The sequence below is a fragment of the Occultella kanbiaonis genome (assembly GCF_009708215.1).
Lineage (GTDB): Bacteria > Actinomycetota > Actinomycetes > Actinomycetales > Beutenbergiaceae > Occultella > Occultella kanbiaonis.
The window spans coordinates 672,420-690,564 of record NZ_CP046175.1 but is presented as its reverse complement, the minus strand read 5'-3'; the positions used below and the strand labels follow the sequence as shown (position 1 = coordinate 690,564).

The window sequence follows — 18,145 nt, the reverse complement described above, 5'->3', positions numbered from 1 at the left end:
GTGTGTCACCACTCGGCATGGTTGCCGTCGCGCTGCTGCCACCGCACGAGCGGGACGTCGTCGGGGTTCGCCGCCCAGGCGCGCACCCGCTCCTCGTCGACCTCCACACCGAGCCCGGGCCGGGTCGGGCGCAGCAGCGCCCCGTCGGCGTACCGGAACGAATCGGCGTCCACGATCGACAGGAACGGGTTCACGCTCGCGTCGTGCACGCTCAGCTGGCACTCCTGGAAGACCACGTCGTGGCTGGCGAACCCGACCTGCACGCAGGAGGCCAGCGCGAGCGGCCCGGTCGCACAGTGCGGTGCGATCGCGACGTCGTGCACGGAGGCCACGGCGGCGATCCGCATCGCCTCGGAGATGCCGAAGCAGTGGGACACGTCCGGCTGCAGCAGCGAGATGCCCAGCCCCACCACCGGGGCCACCTGCCAGCGGTCGTAGAGTCGCTCACCGGTCGCGATCGGGATCGTGGTGGAGCCGGTGAGCCGGCCCAGTTCGTGCTGGTACTGCGGCGCCACCGGCTCCTCGACGAACGTGGGCGCGGTGTGCTCCAGCGCGGCCAGCAGCCGCTTCGCCGACGGCGCGCTCAGGCGCCCGTGGAAGTCGATCGCGAAGCTGCGGTCGTCCCCGAGGACGTCGCGCAGCGCCTCCATCCGAGCCACCTCGGCGGCGATGCCGGCCGGGTTCTCGAACCGTTCGCGCGGCCCTCCCGGGGCGGTCTTGACCAGCCGGTAGCCGGCGTCGACCAGTTCGGCGGCCCGTTCGCGCAGCTGCTCGGGTGTGTCGCCATGGCAGGGCGCGTAGATGGTGAGGGTGTCCCGCACCGGGCCGCCGAGCAGCTCGTGCACCGGTAGGCCGGTGCGCTTGCCGAGCAGGTCCCAGAGCGCCTGGTCCACCCCGGCGACGGCGGAGCCGAGCGAGGGTCCACCGCGGTAGAAGCCCTCCTTGACCATCCGCTGCCAGAGCCGCTCCACGTGCGCGGGCTCGCCGATGAGTTGCGGGGTCAGTTCCTGCACGGTCCGGGCGACACTGTGCGCGCGCCCCTCGAGGACCGGCTCGCCCCACCCGACGAGACCGTCGTCGGTCTCGATCCGCACGAGGGTGAGCCTGGTGGAGAGGACGAAGGTCTCGACCGAAACGATCCTCGGGTCGGTCACGGGCGCGCCTCGCTGCGCTGCATCACGGTTCTCATCTCCTGGTTCGGGGTCGGGCCAAGTCTGCCCGACGGGCGTCGGCACCGACGTCTGCAAATCGAGTTGGTCCGTCAGTCAACCAGCGCCGCTCGGGGTCGTCAAGGAGGACTCCGACGCCTCGACCTGCTCAACGCAGGGTGCTCGACACCCGCCCCGACACGTAGGCCGACTCCGGCGGGCCGGGCCCTCACCAAGCCCTCTGGCTCGGTCGGACAACTTCATCCGCTTCGGATGATCCCGGCTCCATCGGCGCGGGAGACCGTAGGCGGACGAGTCTTCGATCCGGGGAGGGTCACCGTGGCCAAGCAGTTCAAGGGTGTTGTCAACATCGATGTGCGGGACTCGGTGGCCGACTGGACGCCGTTCCGCGAATCGGCCGCGCCGGAGGGGGCGCCGAACGTGCTTCTCGTGCTCTACGACGACACGGGCCTCGCCGCGTGGTCGCCGTACGGCGGGGGAATCAACATGCCCACGATGCAGAAGCTGGCTGACAGCGGGCTCACCTACACCCAGTGGCACACCACGGCGCTGTGTTCGCCGACCCGGTCCTGCCTGTTGACGGGACGCAACCACCACCAGAACGGGTTCGCCCAGATCGCCGAGGGAGCGCAGGGTTTCCCTGGCCACACCGGCCATATCCCGATGGAGAACGCGACCATCGGCGAGGTGCTTCGCGAGAACGGCTACAACACCTACTGGGTGGGCAAGAACCACAACGTGCCGATCGACGAGTGGGCAGTGGGGGCCACCAGACGAAACTGGCCGCTGGCTCGCGGGTTCGACAGGTTCTACGGCTTCATCGGCGGCGAGACGAACAACTGGTACCCGACGCTGGCGGAGGACAACCACTACGTGGACCAGCCCTCACTGCCCGAGGACGACTACCACCTGTCGAAGGACCTCGCCGACAAGGCGATCTCGTTCATCGCCGACAGCAAGACGTCCGCACCCGACAAGCCGTGGTACCTCTGGTTCTGCCCGGGGGCCAACCATGCACCGCACCACGCGCCGGAGGAGTACATCGCCAAGTACGCCGGCCAGTTCGACGACGGCTACGAGGCCTACCGCGAGTGGGTGCTGCCACGGATGGTCGAGCGCGGCATCGTGCCCCAGGGCACCACGCTCACCGACATCAACCCGCTCCCGGGCGAGGCGGCGCAGCCCATGGACCACGTGCGGCCCTGGGAGACGCTCAACGACGACGAGAAGCGGCTCTTCGCACGGTTCGCCGAGGTCTACGCCGGCTTCTCCGAGTACACCGACGCCCAGGTTGGCCGGATCATCGACTACCTCGAGGACACCGGCCAGCTCGACAACACGATCGTCATCTACGCCGCGGACAACGGCGCCTCGGGCGAGGGCAGCCCGGACGGCACCGTCAACGAGAACAAGTTCTTCAACGCCTACCCCGAGGACCTCGAGCAGAACCTCTCGATGCTGGACCAGTTGGGCTCACCCGAGACCTACAACCACTACCCGACCGGCTGGGCGACCGCCTTCTCGACGCCGTTCAAGATGTTCAAGCGCTACACCTACCAGGGCGGTGTCGCCGACCCACTGGTGATCTCCTGGCCGAAGGGGATAGCCGCGAGGGGCGAGGTCCGCAACCAGTACCACCACGCCGTCGACATCGTGCCGACGCTCCTGGAGTGCATCGGGCTGGAGATGCCGGAGCAGGTGCTCGGCTACGCCCAGTCGCCGCTGCCGGGCGTCTCGATGAAATACAGCTTCGACGCGGACGGACCGACCGAGAAGGTCATCCAGTACTACGAGATGATGGGCACCCGCGCCCTGTGGCACCAGGGCTGGCACGTGGTCGCCCAGCGCGCACCCCAGCAGGGCGGGACGGCCGCCGACCTTCTCAACGACACCTGGGAGCTCTACCACTCCGATGAGGACCGGTCCGAGGTCCACGACCTCGCCGAGGAGCACCCCGACAAGGTCCAGGAGCTCGTCAACCTCTGGTACGTCGAGGCCGGCAAGTACGACGTGCTCCCACTCGACAACCGGTCGATCGCTGACCTGGTCAGGGACATGCCGGTCGCGACCATCCCCGAGGGCGGCGTCTACCGGTACTACCCCGACACCTCGCCCGTGCCGGAGTTCGCCGCTGCCGAGATCCGCGGCCGGTCGTTCAAGATCCTCGCCGAGGTCAACCTCGAGGACGACGCCGAGGGCGTGATCGTCGCCAACGGCGCTCGGTTCGGTGGCCACGCGCTCTTCGTCAAGGATCACAAGCTCTGGTACGCCAACAACTTCCTGGGCATCCCCCCGGAGCAGCAGGTGGTCTCGCCGGACAACCTCACCCCCGGGCCCCACGTGCTCGGCGTGGAGTTCACGAAGGAGAGCCACGGCGAACACGGGGAGGCGATCGGCACAGCCACGCTCTACGTCGACGACCTCGCCGTGGCCAAGAGCGAGTGGAAGACACAACCGGGCCACTTCGCTCTCTGCGGGGAGGGACTCACCGTCGGCCGAGACAGCTCCGACCCGGTCTCGAAGGAGTACGGCGCGCCGAACGGCTTCACCGGCGGGACGATCCGCATCGTCGAGATCAACATCGGCGACGACGTCTACCTCGACCTCGAGCGCGACTTCCACGCCGCGATGGCCCGCGACTGAGGCCGTTCAGCTGACCAGCTCGGGCAGCAACACCCGCGCATCCACCCGGGCCGGCGCCACCACCGACTCCTCCGCTCCGACCCACGGCCACCGGACCCGGGTGCCGACGTCCGCCCACCCGCCGACGGCGGCCAGGAACTTGTCGAGCGCCGGATCGCCCAGCCCGCGGGCGGCGAGCGGCGCGACGTGCGCCGCGAAGAACTCGGCGATGCGACGCTCGACGTCAGCTGCGCCGTCGGGGTCTGTCTGCATCTGCCGCCACCAGGCGGCCGCGCCGCGCGGCGAGAGCGCGGCGACGTTGGAGTAGCTGCCGTGGGCGCCGCGCGCGAGGGCGGAGGCGAGCCGGTGCCCGGGCACGAAGAGCGCGCACCGGTCTTCCAACTCCCGCATCCGCGCGAACCAGTCGTCGTCGCGGTCGAGGGTCTTGATGCCGATGACGGCGGGCATCTCGGTCACGATCCGGGCGAGCAGCTCCGGGCTCACCTGGGTCTTGGCGTGCGGCGGGCTGTAGAGCACCAGCGGGACGGGCGCCGCCACCTGCGCCATCCGGTCGAGGAAGCGCAGCACCTCGGCCTCGCTCAGCGGGATCCAGTCGGGCAGGATCACCTGGATCGCGGCCGGTTCGAGGTCGCGGGCGCGCCGCACCCTCTCCAGGGACGCGTGCGCCAGGGGGTGGCTGGCTCCGAGCTGGAACGGCTTGCCGACGGCGGAACTCGCCGTTGCGAGGAGGTCGTTGACCTGGTCGTACTCCGCGTCGGTCAACGTGTGGAACTCCCCCGCCGTGCCGTGCGCGTAGACGCCGTGCAGGTCGCTGCGGGTCAGGACGTCCACCTCGGCCCGCAGGCGCCCGAGGTCGATCCGGTCACCGGGGTCCAGCGGCAGCAGCACGGTGCCCCACACGCCCCGCAACTCGCTCGCGCTCATCGGCATCGCCATCAGTCCTTGATCCCGCCCTCGGAGATCCCGGCCACGACGTACTTCTGCAGCAGTACGAAGATGACGATGATCGGGATGGCGATGACGGTCGAGACGGCCATCAGGTTGGTCCATTGGGTGCCGAACTGCGCCACGAACCGGTTCAGGACCACGGTGATCGGTTGGATCGCGTCGCTGGTGGCCAGGGTCAGGCCGAACACGAACTCGCCCCAGGTCATCACGAACGTGAGGGTGGCGACCATGATCAGGCCGGGCTGGACCAGCGGCAGGCCGATCTTGCGGAACGCCCGGAAGCCGGTGCACCCGTCGAGCAGGCCGGCGTCCATCAGGTCCTGCGGGATCGCGAGCATGTACGGGCGCAGCATCACCACGGCGAACGGCAGCGCCAGTGAGGTGTTCGCGATGATCAGGCCGGCGTAGGTGTCCACGAGGCCGTAGTCGCTGAAGATCGCGAACATCGGCAGCGCGATGCTGATCGTCGGCAGCATCTGCGCGGCGAGCATGAGCAGCATCACGACGCCGTTGACGCGCAGGCTGAACCGGGCCAGCCCGTACGCGGCCGGGACCGCGAGCGCGAGGGTGAGCAGCAGCGTCGGGATGGTGATGATCGTGGAGGACCAGATGCCCTGCAGCACCGCGGAGTCACCGAACACGGCATCGCGATACGCGGCGAGCGTGGGTGGTTTCGGCACCAGGTCCGGAGGGGTGTTGAACACGTCGCCGGTCTCCTTCAGCGACGTCGCCACCATCCAGTAGACCGGGATCAGGTAGACCACGGCGACGACGAGGCCGGTCAGGGACAGGCCGAGGGTGCGGGTCCTCACAGCGCGTCCTCCTTCCGGGTCGCGCGGAAGTAGAACAGGGCGAGCACGGTCGGGATGACGAGCATCAGGGTGTTGATGGTCGCGCCGCTGCCGAGCTCGAAGTTCACGAACGCCTCGTTGTAGGCGAGGATCGGCAGCACCGTGGTGGCATCCCCCGGGCCGCCCTTGGTCATGATGAAGATCGTGTCGAAGGTGCGGAACGTGTAGATGAACCCGAGCAGCGCGACCACCAGGGACACCGGGCGCAGCAGCGGCAGCGTGATCCGCCGGAACCGGGTGACCGGGCCGGCACCGTCCAGGCTCGCCGCCTCGTACAGGCCCTTCGGGATGTTCTGCAGCCCGGCGAGCAGGAGCAGCATCGCGAACGGCGCCATCGTCCACGCCGTCGCGAGCACCACGGCGACCATCGCCGAGTTTCCCTGGCCGAGCCAGAACACCGGGGCGTCGATGATCCCGACGGACATCAGGGCGTGGTTGACCAGCCCGTAGGACCCGTCCAGGATCCACCGCCACACGTTCGCGGCCACCACCGACGGCAGGATGTACGGCAGGAAGATCGCCGCCCGGACGGCGTTGCGGCCGACGAACTTCCGGTTGAAGAACACCGCGAGCGCGAGCCCGATCACGTACATCAGCGCGATCGTGGCGATCGTGTAGATCAGCGACACCCGCAGCCCGGTCCAGAGCTGCGGGTTGCGCAGTTCCTCGGCGTAGTTCGCGAGCCCGACGAACTCGATGGTGCCGGCCAGGAACTTCTGGATCGGGGCGTCGTACAGGCTCAGCGAGATGTTGTAGTAGAGCGGGTAGAGCGTGGTCGCGGCCACGAAGACGACGGCGGGCGCGATGTAGGCGTATCGGCTCCAGTGCCTACGGGGTCGACGGCGGGTGGTCGCCTTCGCGGGCGCGCTCGCCGCGCGAACGGTGGTGCTCATCGCCTCAGGCCAGCGCCTCGTCCGCCGTGGCCTGCGCGGCCGCGAGCGCGTCGGCGGGCGTGCCGGACCCGGACAGGCTGACCTGCAGGGCGTTCTGGATCCCGGTGAAGATCTCCGCGGAGACCGGGGCGACCTCCTCGTCCGGGGCCCAGGCGACGTCCAGCTGGGAGATGAACACCTGCCGGGTCTCGTCCGCCCAGATCTCGGCCTCGGCGGTGTCGGAGCGGACCGGGAGCTTGTTGCGCTCGGGCAGATACTCGTTCATCACGTCCGGCTGCTGCATCCAGGTGATCAGTTCCCAGGCGGCGTCGGCGTTCGCGGAGTCCTTGGTGATGGTCAGGTTCTCCGCGGACAGGAACGAGAACTGGTCCGTGTCCGAGGGCATCGGCACCACGCTGAAGTCGAGGTCGCCGGCCTCGGCGAGCGAGGACAGGTAGGACGCGCTGTTGATCATCATCGCGGCGGTGCCGTTCTGGAACTGGAGGGTCACGTCGTCCTCGTTCCAGGTGAGCACGCCCTCGGAGATCGCGCCGGCATCCTTCAGGCGCAGGAACGAGTCCATCGCGGCGAGCCCGGCGTCGGAGTCGAGGTCGCGGATGTCGCCGCCGGCGGCCAGGAACCGCAGGATCCACGCCGTCGAGCCCTCGACGCCCTCGATGCCGCAGAACACGAGCCCGAAGTTCTGGCCCTCGGAGACGGCGGCCGCCACGGCCTCGACCTCGGTCCACGTGGTGGGTGCCTGCTGGCCGGCCGCGGCGAGCGTGGCGTTGTTGACCCAGAGTGAGTAGGTGTCGGCGACGTGCGGGACGGCGTAGGTGGCGCCGTCGAAGGTCGTGGTGGCCATCGGCCCGGAGAAGTACTGGTCGCTCTCGCCCCACTCCTCGACCCGGTCGCTGAGGTCGACGATCATGCCGGAGTCGGCGAACAGGGCGGTGTCGAAGGCGTTCACGAGCGCGATGTCCGGCAGGTCCCCGGACGTGGCCGACTGCAGCAGGGTCCGGTTGAAGTCCCCGAACGGGATCAGCCGCGGCGTGACCGCGACGCCGGACTCCTGCGTGTACTTCGCCAGCAGCGCCTCGATCGGCGCAGTGGCGCCGCCGCCGTAGTAGTGCCAGAACGTCAGGCTGCTGCCGTCCCCGGTCTGTTCCGCCTCCTCGCCGGCGTTGCCGCCGCCGGGGGTGCAGGCGGCGATCGCGCCGAGGCCGGCCGCGCCGAGACCGCCGATCAGCAGGCGCCGGCGGGTGAGGTTGAGGTGATCGACGATGTTCACAACAACTCCTTTGCATGTGGCGGCAGCGAACTGCGCCGGTGAGTCAGAGTCCGGAAGGGGTGAAGAGTTCGGGGTGCGCGGCGAACAGGGTGCGCACGCGTGCCGCACCGTCGGCGTCGAGGTCGTGCAGGGGGTGCCGCGAGGGGCCCATGGCGAACCCCTGGAGGCGCAGCAGTTCGCGCAGTGTGGGCAGCACCCCGGTGGCGACGAGGTCGCGGACGTAGTTCGAGACGCTCACCTGGGTGGCCCGGGCGGCGTCGTAGTCTCCGCGGCGGAACTGCTCGAGCAGGCGGACGAACAGTTCCGGTGCGGCGTTGAAGGTGGACCCGATCGCGCCGCAGGCACCGGAGACGAGCCCGGCGAGGGCCACCTCGTCGTGCCCGTTCCAGATGGCCAGGCGGCCGTCGCCGATCCGGGCCAGCTGCTGCAGCCCGAACATGTCCAGGGACGTGAACTTCACCCCGGCCACGTTCGTCTCCTCGGCGAGCGCGGCGAAGAACTCCACGCTCAGGTCCACCCCGGTGCGGCCGGGGAAATTGTAGGCGACGAACGGCACGTCGCAGCCGCGGGCGAGGGTGCGGAAGTAGTCGAGCTGCTCGGCCGGGGTGAGCGGGACGCTCGGCAGGATCGCCGAGACGGCGTCGACTCCGGCCGCCGCGGCGCGGCCGGCCAGGTCCAGGGAGAGCCGGGTGGCGTTCGTGCCGATGTGGGCGATCACCGGCACCTGCCCGCCGGTCTCGGCGACCACCACCTCGATGCACGCGAGCCGCTCCTCGGGGGTCTGCATCACGCCGTCGCCGGTGCTGCCGCCGACGTAGAAGCCGGCCACCCCGCGCTCGAGCAGCGCAGCGGTGAGGCGACCCAGTTCGGGAAGGTTCGGTGCGCCGTCGTCCAGGTAGGGCGTGAGCAGCGCGGGCACGATGCCGTGCGCGCGCTCGAGTGGTTGGGTCATGGGTGGTGCGATCCCTCCTGGGATTTCTGCCCGGCCTCGACGCGGCCGGCGGGCGGTGTTGCGGTCGCCTCAGTCGGTGGGGCGCATGAGTCGATCGAGCCGGTAGTCGATGTCGACGAAGTGCTGGTCGAGCGCGGAGACGGCATCGCCGCCCTGGCGCAGGGCGTCCACGATGGCGCGGTGCCGGTCCGCGAGGTCGTGGTACTGCAGCGGCGGGAGCTCGGCCTGCATGCGTGACATGAGCGTCCAGAACATGTCCAGGACGTCGAGGATGAGGTCGTTGCCGATGGCCTCGTACATGGTGCGGTGGAACAGCCGGTCCTGCTCCGGGAAGGCCAGGCCCTGCTGTTCGAGCTCAACCATCTCGTCGACGATCGCGTCCAGGCGGGCCAGGGTCTCCTCGGAGATCCGCTCGGCGACCTTGGGGATCAAGCCCCGCTCCAGCGCCGCACGCAGTTCCAGCAACTCGTTGAGCTTCGCCCCGTTCGCGATCATCCGGTACGGCAGCAGCCGGATCACCGGGGAGAGGGAGAAGTCCTGCAGGAACAGGCCCTTGCCGGCCTTCGCGTAGAGCACCCCCATGGACTGCAGACTGCGGGTCGCCTCCCGCAGGGACCCGCGGCTGACATCCAGCTGGACGGCGAGCTCCCCCTCGGAGGGCATCGGGTCATCGGGGCCAAGGCCCTGCTCGGTGATGTACTCCAGGAGCTGGGCCTGCACGGTCTCGAACAGCATCGGCTTCGACACGTTCCGCAACCTATCAGATATCTGACAGGTTGCCACAGCGGTACTTTCGACCCATGACCGCCGACACCAGCAACCCGCCCCTGCCCCGCACCCTCGAAGGCCGCCGCGTCATCGTCACCGGCGGTGGCGTCGGCATCGGACTCGGCATCGTCCGGCGCTTCGCCGCCGCCGGAGCCCGCGTCGCGCTCACCACCCACACCCGGTCCGCCGACGACGTCGTCGCCCAGCTCGCCGACGAAGGCCTCGACGTCCTCGGCGTCCGGTTCGACGCCACCGACAGCGAGCAGGTCACCGCCGCCGTCGACCTCCTCGCCGAGCGCCTCGGCGGCCTGGACGTGCTCGTCAACAACTCCGGCGGCCTCGTCGGCCGGCACCCGATCGCCGAGACCTCCGACGTCCACTGGGACGCAGTGTGGCGGGTGAACGTCTCCTCGACCTTCTACGTCAGCCGCGCCGCCCTGAAGCACCTGGGCCAGGGCGGACGCATCATCAACATCTCCTCACTGGCCGGCTCCAACGGTGGCGGCAACGGCTCCGCCCCGTACGCCACGGCGAAGGCAGCGGTCGACGGCCTCACCCGGGCGCTGGCCAAGGAGGTCGCCCCGCAGGGGATCACCGTGAATGCGATCGCCCCGGGACTGATCCTGGACACGCCATTCCACGAGACGTTCACGGCGCCGGCGGATCAGGAGAAGACGATCGCGTCGATTCCGGTTGGGCGGGCAGGATACCCGGATGACGTTGCTGCGGCGGCTGAACACTTCGCGCGAGTGGACTCGGCGTTCGTGACGGGGACCGTGCTGGATCTGAATGGTGGGGTGCACTTCTCGTAGGGCTCGCTGCCCATGTAGACCGAGAGGCGCCCACCACCTCGACCCGTTCCAGATGGGGCCGCAGTGCAGCGAGTTTCGAGGTCATCGGTCTCTCACAGGTCGAACTCCGCTTCAATGTCGGCGGCTGCCACTACGCTGGCCCAAGCGTGCGCAATCGAACCATCCCATAAGGAACTCTGCTGGGGGAGAACTCAATGCCCGACAACTCGATCGGCGACTTCACGTACGTTGACCTCTTCGCTGGTATCGGCGGATTCGCTGCAGCCCTCAGCGATCTAGGTGGTCGATGCGTGGACTCAGTCGAGATCGATCCACGCGCAGCAGCCGTATACGAGCGAAACCATGGGACGCGCCCGAAGGGTGACATCACCCAGTTCGCCAACGAAGAGCGCGTAGATATTGCGGCACACGATGTCCTCACCGCCGGCTTCCCATGTCAGCCATTCTCGAAGTCCGGTGCTCAGCGAGGGATGGACGAAGCTCGCGGAACACTCTTTTGGAACATCCTACGGGTCATCGAGAAGCACCATCCGGCGGTCGTCATCCTCGAGAACGTTCGAAATCTTGCCGGGCCGAAGCACCGCCACGAGTGGGAAGTCATCATCCGTAGCCTTCGGGACCAGGGGTACCACGTATCGTCGACTCCAGCCATTTTCTCGCCTCACCTGCTGCCTACCGAACTGGGAGGCCGGCCACAAATCAGGGAACGAGTCTTCATCACGGCGACATACTGGCCCGAGAAGGCGCGCCTCGATCCGCCACCCGTCGTCACGAACACAATGATCCGCACCAGGGAGTGGAACCTGCTGGAGGAGTTGGACTTCGATTCTCGGCGGTATATTCCCGGATGCGAACTCACGCTCGATGAGGCTCGCTGGATCGACGCATGGGACGACTTCCGTGAAATCGCGATCGCGGGATTACGGTCGCGAGTGCCAGCCAAGCAGTTGGACTCAATACGCCTACCAGGGTTCCCAATCTGGGTTGACAGTTGGGTCCATGAAGATGAACTCATCATCCCCCAGGGAACACCTCGATGGAAAGAGACTTTCCTCCGGAAGAACGCCGCGTTCTATACGGCACATCGATCAGCATTGGATGCATGGATCGCACGCCATGACGTCACCTCGTTCCCACCGTCTCGTCGGAAGTTCGAGTGGCAGGCTCAGCAGGACCGGTCATTATGGCAATGCGTAATCCAGTTGCGCCCTTCGGGAATCCGAGTCAAGCGACCCACACACCTCCCCGCCCTCGTTGCGATCTCACAGACGCCGATCATTGGCGAACTTCGACGCAAGTTGTCGCCGCGCGAAGCCGCGGAACTCCAGGGACTCCCTCCGACGTTCGATTTCGGAGACCAGCCAATTGCCGCAACCTACAAGCAGTTAGGCAATGGCGTAAATGTCGGCGTTGTAAAATATGTCCTCGCCAAGCATATTTTGCGGGACATCGAACGCCTGGCGAAGATTGCCCCGGGAATCACACCGATTGCCAACGCATACTCGGTGGACAGCGCTCGGGAGCCGGTGCTCGTATGAGTCTTCGATATGGTTCCCGCCTAGCGAATGGGCGTCAGGACTGATGGTCGCCTATACACCGGCGCCTTCGAAAGCCATTGCTACCGCACGGATGTACTTTCTCGGCAATCGCGTAGCTCAACCACTTGGTCCAGGGAGCAAGGAGAAAAAGTCGGCGCTCGTCGCGCTCGGCACATTCGTGGGCCTAAGTCTCGAACACGAGCAAGGAAAGATTGCGTGCGGTCGGGCCATCGCGAGCGTCGTCGGGGTCTCATGGGACGAGACATGTTACTCCCGCGGCGACACGATCACGCTGGAGGGTATGAACAGGCTCCTCGCGGGCGCGGTCCGCTGGCACATCGACTCGGGACGCACTCCCGCGCGAGCCCTGGTACGCGACCTCGTTACGCTGAACTCAGCCCCGGCCTGGGATGACTACGAATGGGACATGGATATGACAACCGATCTCAGCGAGATCGCGACCAACATCGCAGACTCGATCGCTGAACTCGCAGAGGCCGGGCCAGCCCCGGCTGGAGTGGACACCAGCAAGGTTACGGAGATTTCGAGGGCGGCCATACGACTCGAAGACGCGTCGTGGCGGACGGCCCTTGCCGCCGTGCAAGACTGGTTGCACTTCCCCGACACACTGGACGAGTCGAGCGCCGCCGCGTTCGACGATTCACTGCGTGCCTCGCTCGAGCCTGCGTCCGAGACCGGCGAAACTGAACTGTTGCAGGCCCTGCAGGAGCGGCTCGACCACGCTACCGGCTTCCGTAGGGACTTCGTCGACGCCCTCAACGAAGAGCAGGAAGGAGGCGTTACTCTCGAGACCGCCTCGGCGCAGTGGGAGAGCGAGTGGCTCGCGCTCGAAGAAGCCGAAGAGGCTTCAGAAGTCGCCACGCCGATAAACGCCAAGGCCGAGGTATGGCCAATCTTTCAGTTCAGACAGCACGCCGAGGACCGCGAGCTCGAACTCAGCCCGTCTTATCAGCGAGCCGACGTATGGCCCACAGGAGACGCGCAACTCCTCATCGAGTCAATCCTTCGGGGAATCCCGCTACCTTCTGTGATTGTGCTCGAACACAACACGAACGAGGGGCAAAAGTACGAGATCGTCGACGGCAAGCAGCGCCTTACGGCCATCCTCCGCTTCACGGGCTCCCACCCAAAGGCACTCGAGACTGTCGAACAAAAGGCCAAGGAATGGGGCACGGAAGAAGCCGCCGCAATCTTCCGAACGAACTACCCAGCATTCAAGAAGCTCTGGCGCAAGCACGAAATGACCCCGCTCACACTCAAAGTCGAACGCGAACTGTACTTTCCCTTTCCCCTTCGCTCCGCGGGGGCCGCGGTCCCGGGGATCCTCGCCGACGTGGCGGGCCGCTACTACACGGATATACGTCACGTGGTCATCGATGTGGTCGGCAGTAAGCGACCCATCCGAGCACTCTTCGAACAGGCTACCGACTATAAGGTACCGATCATCATCTATAGCGGTACCAATCCGCGTCAAGTGCATGAGGTCTTCAGCCTCTACAACAAGCAGGGCAAGCACCTAAACGCCGAGGAGATTCGCAATGCCGCCTACCATCAAATCGCACTGATGCGTGCACTCTTGGTTACCGCGGGCGACTCACCGAACGTAGGGACAGTAGCACCCTTCCTCGAGGATATTTGGGACGACTTGTCCTCCACGTCTCGCAATCTCGCGGCCTACGGTTTCGGTGACGCTGGCTACAAGCGCACGAAGGCCCTTTCTTGGGTGGCAGCCACGCTGCTCATGGAGGATCCGGGCCTTGAGGGTCGGTCGACTTCAGCTCACATCAATAGTCTCCTCAAGCGCGTCCAGGACCACGCCGCGGATCCGCTGCACTCCGAGGTGCGAGTGGCAGAACTCATGTCACTCCTGGACCGAGCCGTCGATCTCCAGGCTTCCGTCCCTGATGAGGTATGGGCGCCGAAGTTCAAGAACTCCCTTGGTCGTGGCCGCTGGCAGGAGTTGCAACTTGTCGCCACTCTGGTCGCATTCGCCGGGGCCGCGGTCGTGCACCGGGATGGTGCGCGTGCCCTGGTGGAAGACGACGACGTGCTCCAGGCCCTCGAGGATTCAACGCGGTCCCTGAGGCGGCCAACCAAGACCCAGTCCAAGGAGCAGTGGCAGTTCATCGCTGACGCAGTTCGGTCGATCCTCGCTGCTCTTCGGACGGACCCTTTAACGGCCGATGTCGCGCTCCGGGAGCAGTTCGGATCGTCAGGACTCAGCGAGCTCGCGAGCCTCTCGTCGGGACAAGGATGACCGTGCCGACGTTCGGCGAGTCAGAACTGTCGCTCGTCGCCGACAGGCCGGGAGCATGGCTCTCGGGCTACGCCCAGTCGCTCGGGCGCACGTCACTCGGCCAGGTGGCACGGGAGGTGGTTCTGGACGATGCCGCATACATCGCCGACCGGGCAGTCCCGCCCGTCACATCGCCGGAATGGGACAGCTCTCGCACCCGGACGGGTGTGGTGATGGGTGCCGTCCAATCCGGAAAGACGGCCTCGATGCTGGGCGTGACAGCACGTGCCCTCGACAACGGGACGAACGTCGTCGTCATCCTCGCTGGTACTCAAACGGCGTTGTGGCGTCAGAGTTTCGACCGAATACAGACACAACTTGACGTGCTCCCGGGAAGAGCCAGCAAGCGCCTCTTCCTGCCGAACCCACGCCTCGCAGAGGACGGCGGCCACTTCCCGGGGCCTGCGGACCTGTACTCACTGACCGAGAGTGCGTGTGCGTCAGCCCTACGCCGCGGCAGCCCCATCATCGTCGTTGCGATGAAGGAGGTACACCACCTGGAGCGAGTCGGCCATCTCCTGCACGGAACGGTCTACCCCGCCGCACGTCGCCTCAACCTCGACCTGCGGGTACTGGTCATCGACGATGAGGCCGATGACTCCTCGATTGCCGACGGCGTTGACACGTCCGGGGCAGACCCCAAGCAGGTTCCCCGCCGCATCCTCGACCTGTGGGAGCCACGGCAAGCACCTGGGAAGACAGTCGACGAACGCACGTTCGCGGCCTATGTCGCTTACACCGCAACGCCGCAGTCGAACTTCCTCCAGGACCAAACCAACCCGCTTGCGCCGCGGCACTTCGTCGCAAGTCTCCGCACGCCCGGACCCAATGGTGACCCGAGCCATCGCTCTTTGACGTACGCCGTTCCGGAAGGCCTGCCAGGGTGGTACACCGGTGCGGATCTCTTCTATCGCAGCCTGGTCGACACAATCTGTGTGGTCGACACTCCTGCCGACGGCGAGGGCGCTCTCGCCGAAGCAACGGAGGAAAGCACACCGTCCACCAGAGGAACCGAAGACTTCGAAGGGGCGGACCTCGATCACGTAGTCAACTCTTTGCGCGCCTACCTCACGGCGGCCGCAATCCGGTTGTGCCGAAGCCCAGGTCGCATCCGTCCAGCATCTGGTGCCGCTCGATTGTTCGAGGAGCGCGACGATGCAGTCGCCCAACTCTCCTCGCCGACATGCATGCTTGTACACCCCTCTTCTTCTATGGCCGATCACTTCCTTGTCGCCGACGCGCTCCGTAGATGGTGGACCGGTACACTTGCAGAAGCGGCGCCCAGCGCATCGCCCTTCGCCGGTGTTCTCGCCGACCTCGACGAGAACGAATCGATGTGGCTCGCTTGGATCGAGTCGTACCGAATCTCGGCGGCTACCGTTCAAGAGCGCTTCTCGGGTGCGTCGGAGCGGCCGGTCTCAAGCTGGGCAGAACTTCGCGAAGTCATCGTGGAGGAGTTGCTGCCAGCGACGACGATCGCGGTCATCAACAGCGATCCAGACGCGGACGAGAAGCCCGCCTTTGAGCCCTGGTGGACAGGTGAAGCGTGGGCTGCTCCGAGGAACTCCTCGACCGTCTTTGTATCAGGCAATGTAATGTCCCGTGGCTTGACCCTCGAGGGTCTTCTGACCACAGTCTTCACCCGCGCATCCAAGAACCCGTATGCCGACACGCAGATGCAGATGCAGCGGTGGTTCGGCTACCGTGGCAGTTACCTCGACCTATGCAGAGTCTTTCTTAGCCCTCTCCAACTCGATCTCTTTACACAGTACGGCGATGCGGACGACGCGCTCCGTACCCAGATCATCGCTGCCATGAACGCGAATACGGCGACGCTGCCCACGATATCAGTCCTGCAGGGAGCGGCCTTCCAGGCCACGGGTAAGGTCTCGATTCGGGGGCGGCCCTTGTCGCCTGGCAAACGCCCGTTCGTCCGGCACCTCAATTCGCCCGGCAAGGATCACGCCAACATCGCGATACTCTCGGAGTTCTTCGATGCCGCCCGCACGCGAGGTGAATTAGTGAGTTCCGAGCGGGGCCTACTTGTCTCTCGGCCAGTCACACTCGTTCAGACAGCACAACTGCTGGAACAGTTACGGTATGACGATCACGGTTGGTCCCCGGAAGATGCTACGAGGTGGCGCGCCATAGAACGCCAGGCAGGGATACTTGATACAGACCCGGCCATTCCTCTTTATCGCGCACCCGCGATCCACAGCGAATCGGTCGACCTGGGCTCGCTATCCCCTTACTACATCGCCGCCTATTTGCGCCTCTGGTCCACCGCGCTCGAGCGAAACATCCCCGGCCTGTACACCAATGACCTCCCTGCACAGCGTTGGAGCCTGCTGGATCTCGAGGAGAAGCAAAGGAGCCAGCCGCTGTTCTATGTGGGCCTCCGGTTCGGGAGTGGATCACCAGTGAAGTACGGTCCACTCGCAAACCTCGCTCAGAAGGTCGGTAGATCATTCCATGCAATGGCTCGAGCCTCGACCGAGTCCGTGCTGAGTGCAACGTGGGGCTCGCGCGGCGCCACCGAAAGTGGCTACCGGAGCGACGATCTCTTTGACGTCCAGATGCTCGACGGCCACACCGTGCGCCTCAACGCAGACGGCTCGCGAGCGACCGGTACGAACGGGCTCGCGTTGTTCCACCTAGTCGAACGAGGCGGCGCTCAGGAAGGGATCGCCCTCGGGCTCAGTATCCCATCTGGAGGCCCCGACCACATCGAAGCCGTGTCAACGCGAATGAGCGTCGCGAGATGAGACCTTCTAGCCACAGCGAGACGTTCGAGACACTCCGGGCAGTTCTGGAGAGGGCTCGAGTTCCCCAGGTGGATACCTCCAGGACTGTCGTCTGGCTCGATTCGACACAATCGCTCGGGGCCGCGAGAGACACATCGGGAGTCCTCGAACTCTTCCTTGCCGGGCCTGAGCTCCGTGCCGACCTCGCCACGATCGCCGAGCAGATGGTTTTCAACAATTGGCGGGTTGCGGAAGGTTTCGCGATCGCGGCGAATCGGCTCCAACTCGGTGCAGGTGATCACGTCAATGCCATTGCGGCGCTCTTGGCTGTAGAACTGCTAGACAACGGCTACGCTACAGATCCCGAAGGGGCCTTTCGCGAAACAGAACCTGTGATCGCCACCGTGCTCGAACGAGCCCGCGCGGAAGACCAGGTCCTGACCGGCCTAGCTGGCGAACTTTGCTTTCTCACTGAGCTCCTCCGCGGAGTACCTGCTGGCGGCCCGTCGGAAGCAGTCACCGCGACCTGGCACGGCTGGCACCGATCAACGCGCGACTTCCAGATTGGCTCAGTCGGCGTCGAGGTCAAGACAACTACCCGAGGCAACGACGGAGGTCATGTCAACCACCACATCCAGGGCACTCATCAGGTGGAGGTAGGACTCTCAGTCGGCGGCTCACCCGAGACGGCCCTGTTCTTGTTTTCGCTTGTGTTGCGTTGGCTGCCAATCGAGACGACGAGTGCTCCCACCATTGAAGGACTCGTCCAGGAAATACTCCCCAAGCTGCCGCAATCCGCCCGCGAACAATTCCTCGACAACGTTAGGCACTACGCCGGGAGCACGTTGCGGCTTGATCATGGGGGTCATGGTCTACAGAAGTCGCTCGTCCGCCCGTTCATGCTCGTTTCCGAGCGCCTCTACGACCTCGACGACGAACGCCTCCGCCTCCCTCGCCGCAGCGACCTAGCCGAGATCACCCACATCCTGCCCGACTCGGTGTCGTTCGACATTTCGCTGCCTCGGCAGGTCCGTGGGACCATGAATCCAATAATTGGCCTCGCCGCGTCGGTTGAACGTGTCAGGTCGCTGGCACCGAAGTAGTCCCAGAGGCATTCGTCTTCCGCGCCGGCTCGCAGTGGCGGCGATGTCGTCTATCCGGGTCATCCGCGGGTCCATGAACACCACGTCCGGGGCCTGCGCCTGCACGGCTTGCACCACGTCGTCGCCGTCGCCGGCCC

Annotated in this window: 13 protein-coding genes; 6 read left to right on the top strand and 7 right to left on the bottom strand. The window is 66.1% G+C overall.

Going from position 1 to position 18,145, the window contains the following annotated elements; all coding sequences use genetic code 11:
* Nucleotides 1-5: 5 nt before the first annotated feature.
* Nucleotides 6-1,154, bottom strand: a complete 1,149-nt coding sequence (gene dgoD, locus GKS42_RS03010) for a galactonate dehydratase (RefSeq protein WP_154792503.1) — start codon at nucleotides 1,152-1,154, stop codon at nucleotides 6-8.
* A gap of 333 nt (nucleotides 1,155-1,487) precedes the next feature.
* On the opposite strand from dgoD, the gene GKS42_RS03005 reads away from it, so the two are divergent.
* Entirely contained in the window at nucleotides 1,488-3,812 is a 2,325-nt protein-coding gene (locus GKS42_RS03005) for an arylsulfatase (RefSeq protein WP_168217730.1), read from the top strand.
* A 6-nt stretch (nucleotides 3,813-3,818) separates the two neighbouring features.
* On the opposite strand, the gene GKS42_RS03000 is transcribed toward GKS42_RS03005, so the two are convergent.
* From GKS42_RS03000 to GKS42_RS02975, 6 genes are all read right to left on the bottom strand, one after another.
* Nucleotides 3,819-4,748 (bottom strand): dihydrodipicolinate synthase family protein, encoded by a 930-nt coding sequence (locus tag GKS42_RS03000; RefSeq protein WP_210769298.1) that lies wholly within the window; start codon nucleotides 4,746-4,748, stop codon nucleotides 3,819-3,821.
* Nucleotides 4,748-5,572 (bottom strand): carbohydrate ABC transporter permease, encoded by an 825-nt coding sequence (locus tag GKS42_RS02995; RefSeq protein WP_210769297.1) that lies wholly within the window; start codon nucleotides 5,570-5,572, stop codon nucleotides 4,748-4,750. The genes GKS42_RS03000 and GKS42_RS02995 overlap by 1 nt, the downstream gene beginning before the upstream one ends.
* Entirely contained in the window at nucleotides 5,569-6,504 is a 936-nt protein-coding gene (locus GKS42_RS02990; protein ID WP_154792501.1) for a carbohydrate ABC transporter permease, read from the bottom strand. Before GKS42_RS02990 ends, GKS42_RS02995 begins: the two co-directional genes overlap by 4 nt.
* Nucleotides 6,505-6,508: 4 nt before the next feature.
* Entirely contained in the window at nucleotides 6,509-7,774 is a 1,266-nt protein-coding gene (locus tag GKS42_RS02985) for an ABC transporter substrate-binding protein (protein ID WP_168217729.1), read from the bottom strand.
* Between the two features lie 43 nt (nucleotides 7,775-7,817).
* Nucleotides 7,818-8,726, bottom strand: coding sequence for a dihydrodipicolinate synthase family protein (locus GKS42_RS02980; protein ID WP_154792499.1), 909 nt, complete (start codon nucleotides 8,724-8,726; stop codon nucleotides 7,818-7,820).
* Nucleotides 8,727-8,795: 69 nt separating this feature from the next.
* Nucleotides 8,796-9,473 carry a FadR/GntR family transcriptional regulator gene (locus GKS42_RS02975; protein ID WP_154792498.1) on the bottom strand — a complete coding sequence of 226 codons (678 nt, stop codon included), beginning with the start codon at nucleotides 9,471-9,473 and terminating at the stop codon, nucleotides 8,796-8,798.
* 53 nt (nucleotides 9,474-9,526) lie between these two features.
* On the opposite strand from GKS42_RS02975, the gene GKS42_RS02970 reads away from it, so the two are divergent.
* From GKS42_RS02970 to GKS42_RS02950, 5 genes are all read left to right on the top strand, one after another.
* On the top strand, nucleotides 9,527-10,306 hold the full coding sequence (locus GKS42_RS02970; RefSeq protein ID WP_154792497.1) for an SDR family NAD(P)-dependent oxidoreductase: 780 nt from the start codon (nucleotides 9,527-9,529) through the stop codon (nucleotides 10,304-10,306).
* A gap of 194 nt (nucleotides 10,307-10,500) precedes the next feature.
* Complete coding sequence (gene dcm / locus GKS42_RS02965) at nucleotides 10,501-11,844, top strand: DNA (cytosine-5-)-methyltransferase (protein WP_154792496.1); 1,344 nt, start codon at nucleotides 10,501-10,503, stop codon at nucleotides 11,842-11,844.
* 91 nt (nucleotides 11,845-11,935) lie between these two features.
* Nucleotides 11,936-14,122: a DUF262 domain-containing protein gene (locus tag GKS42_RS02960; RefSeq protein WP_168217728.1), complete on the top strand. Its 2,187-nt coding sequence runs from the start codon at nucleotides 11,936-11,938 to the stop codon at nucleotides 14,120-14,122.
* Between the two features lie 2 nt (nucleotides 14,123-14,124).
* A complete protein-coding gene (locus GKS42_RS02955) occupies nucleotides 14,125-16,926 on the top strand; it encodes a Z1 domain-containing protein (protein WP_168217727.1) in 2,802 nt (933 codons plus the stop codon).
* Between the two features lie 68 nt (nucleotides 16,927-16,994).
* Nucleotides 16,995-18,008, top strand: coding sequence for a PD-(D/E)XK motif protein (locus tag GKS42_RS02950; protein ID WP_168217726.1), 1,014 nt, complete (start codon nucleotides 16,995-16,997; stop codon nucleotides 18,006-18,008).
* Nucleotides 18,009-18,145: the final 137 nt, after the last annotated feature.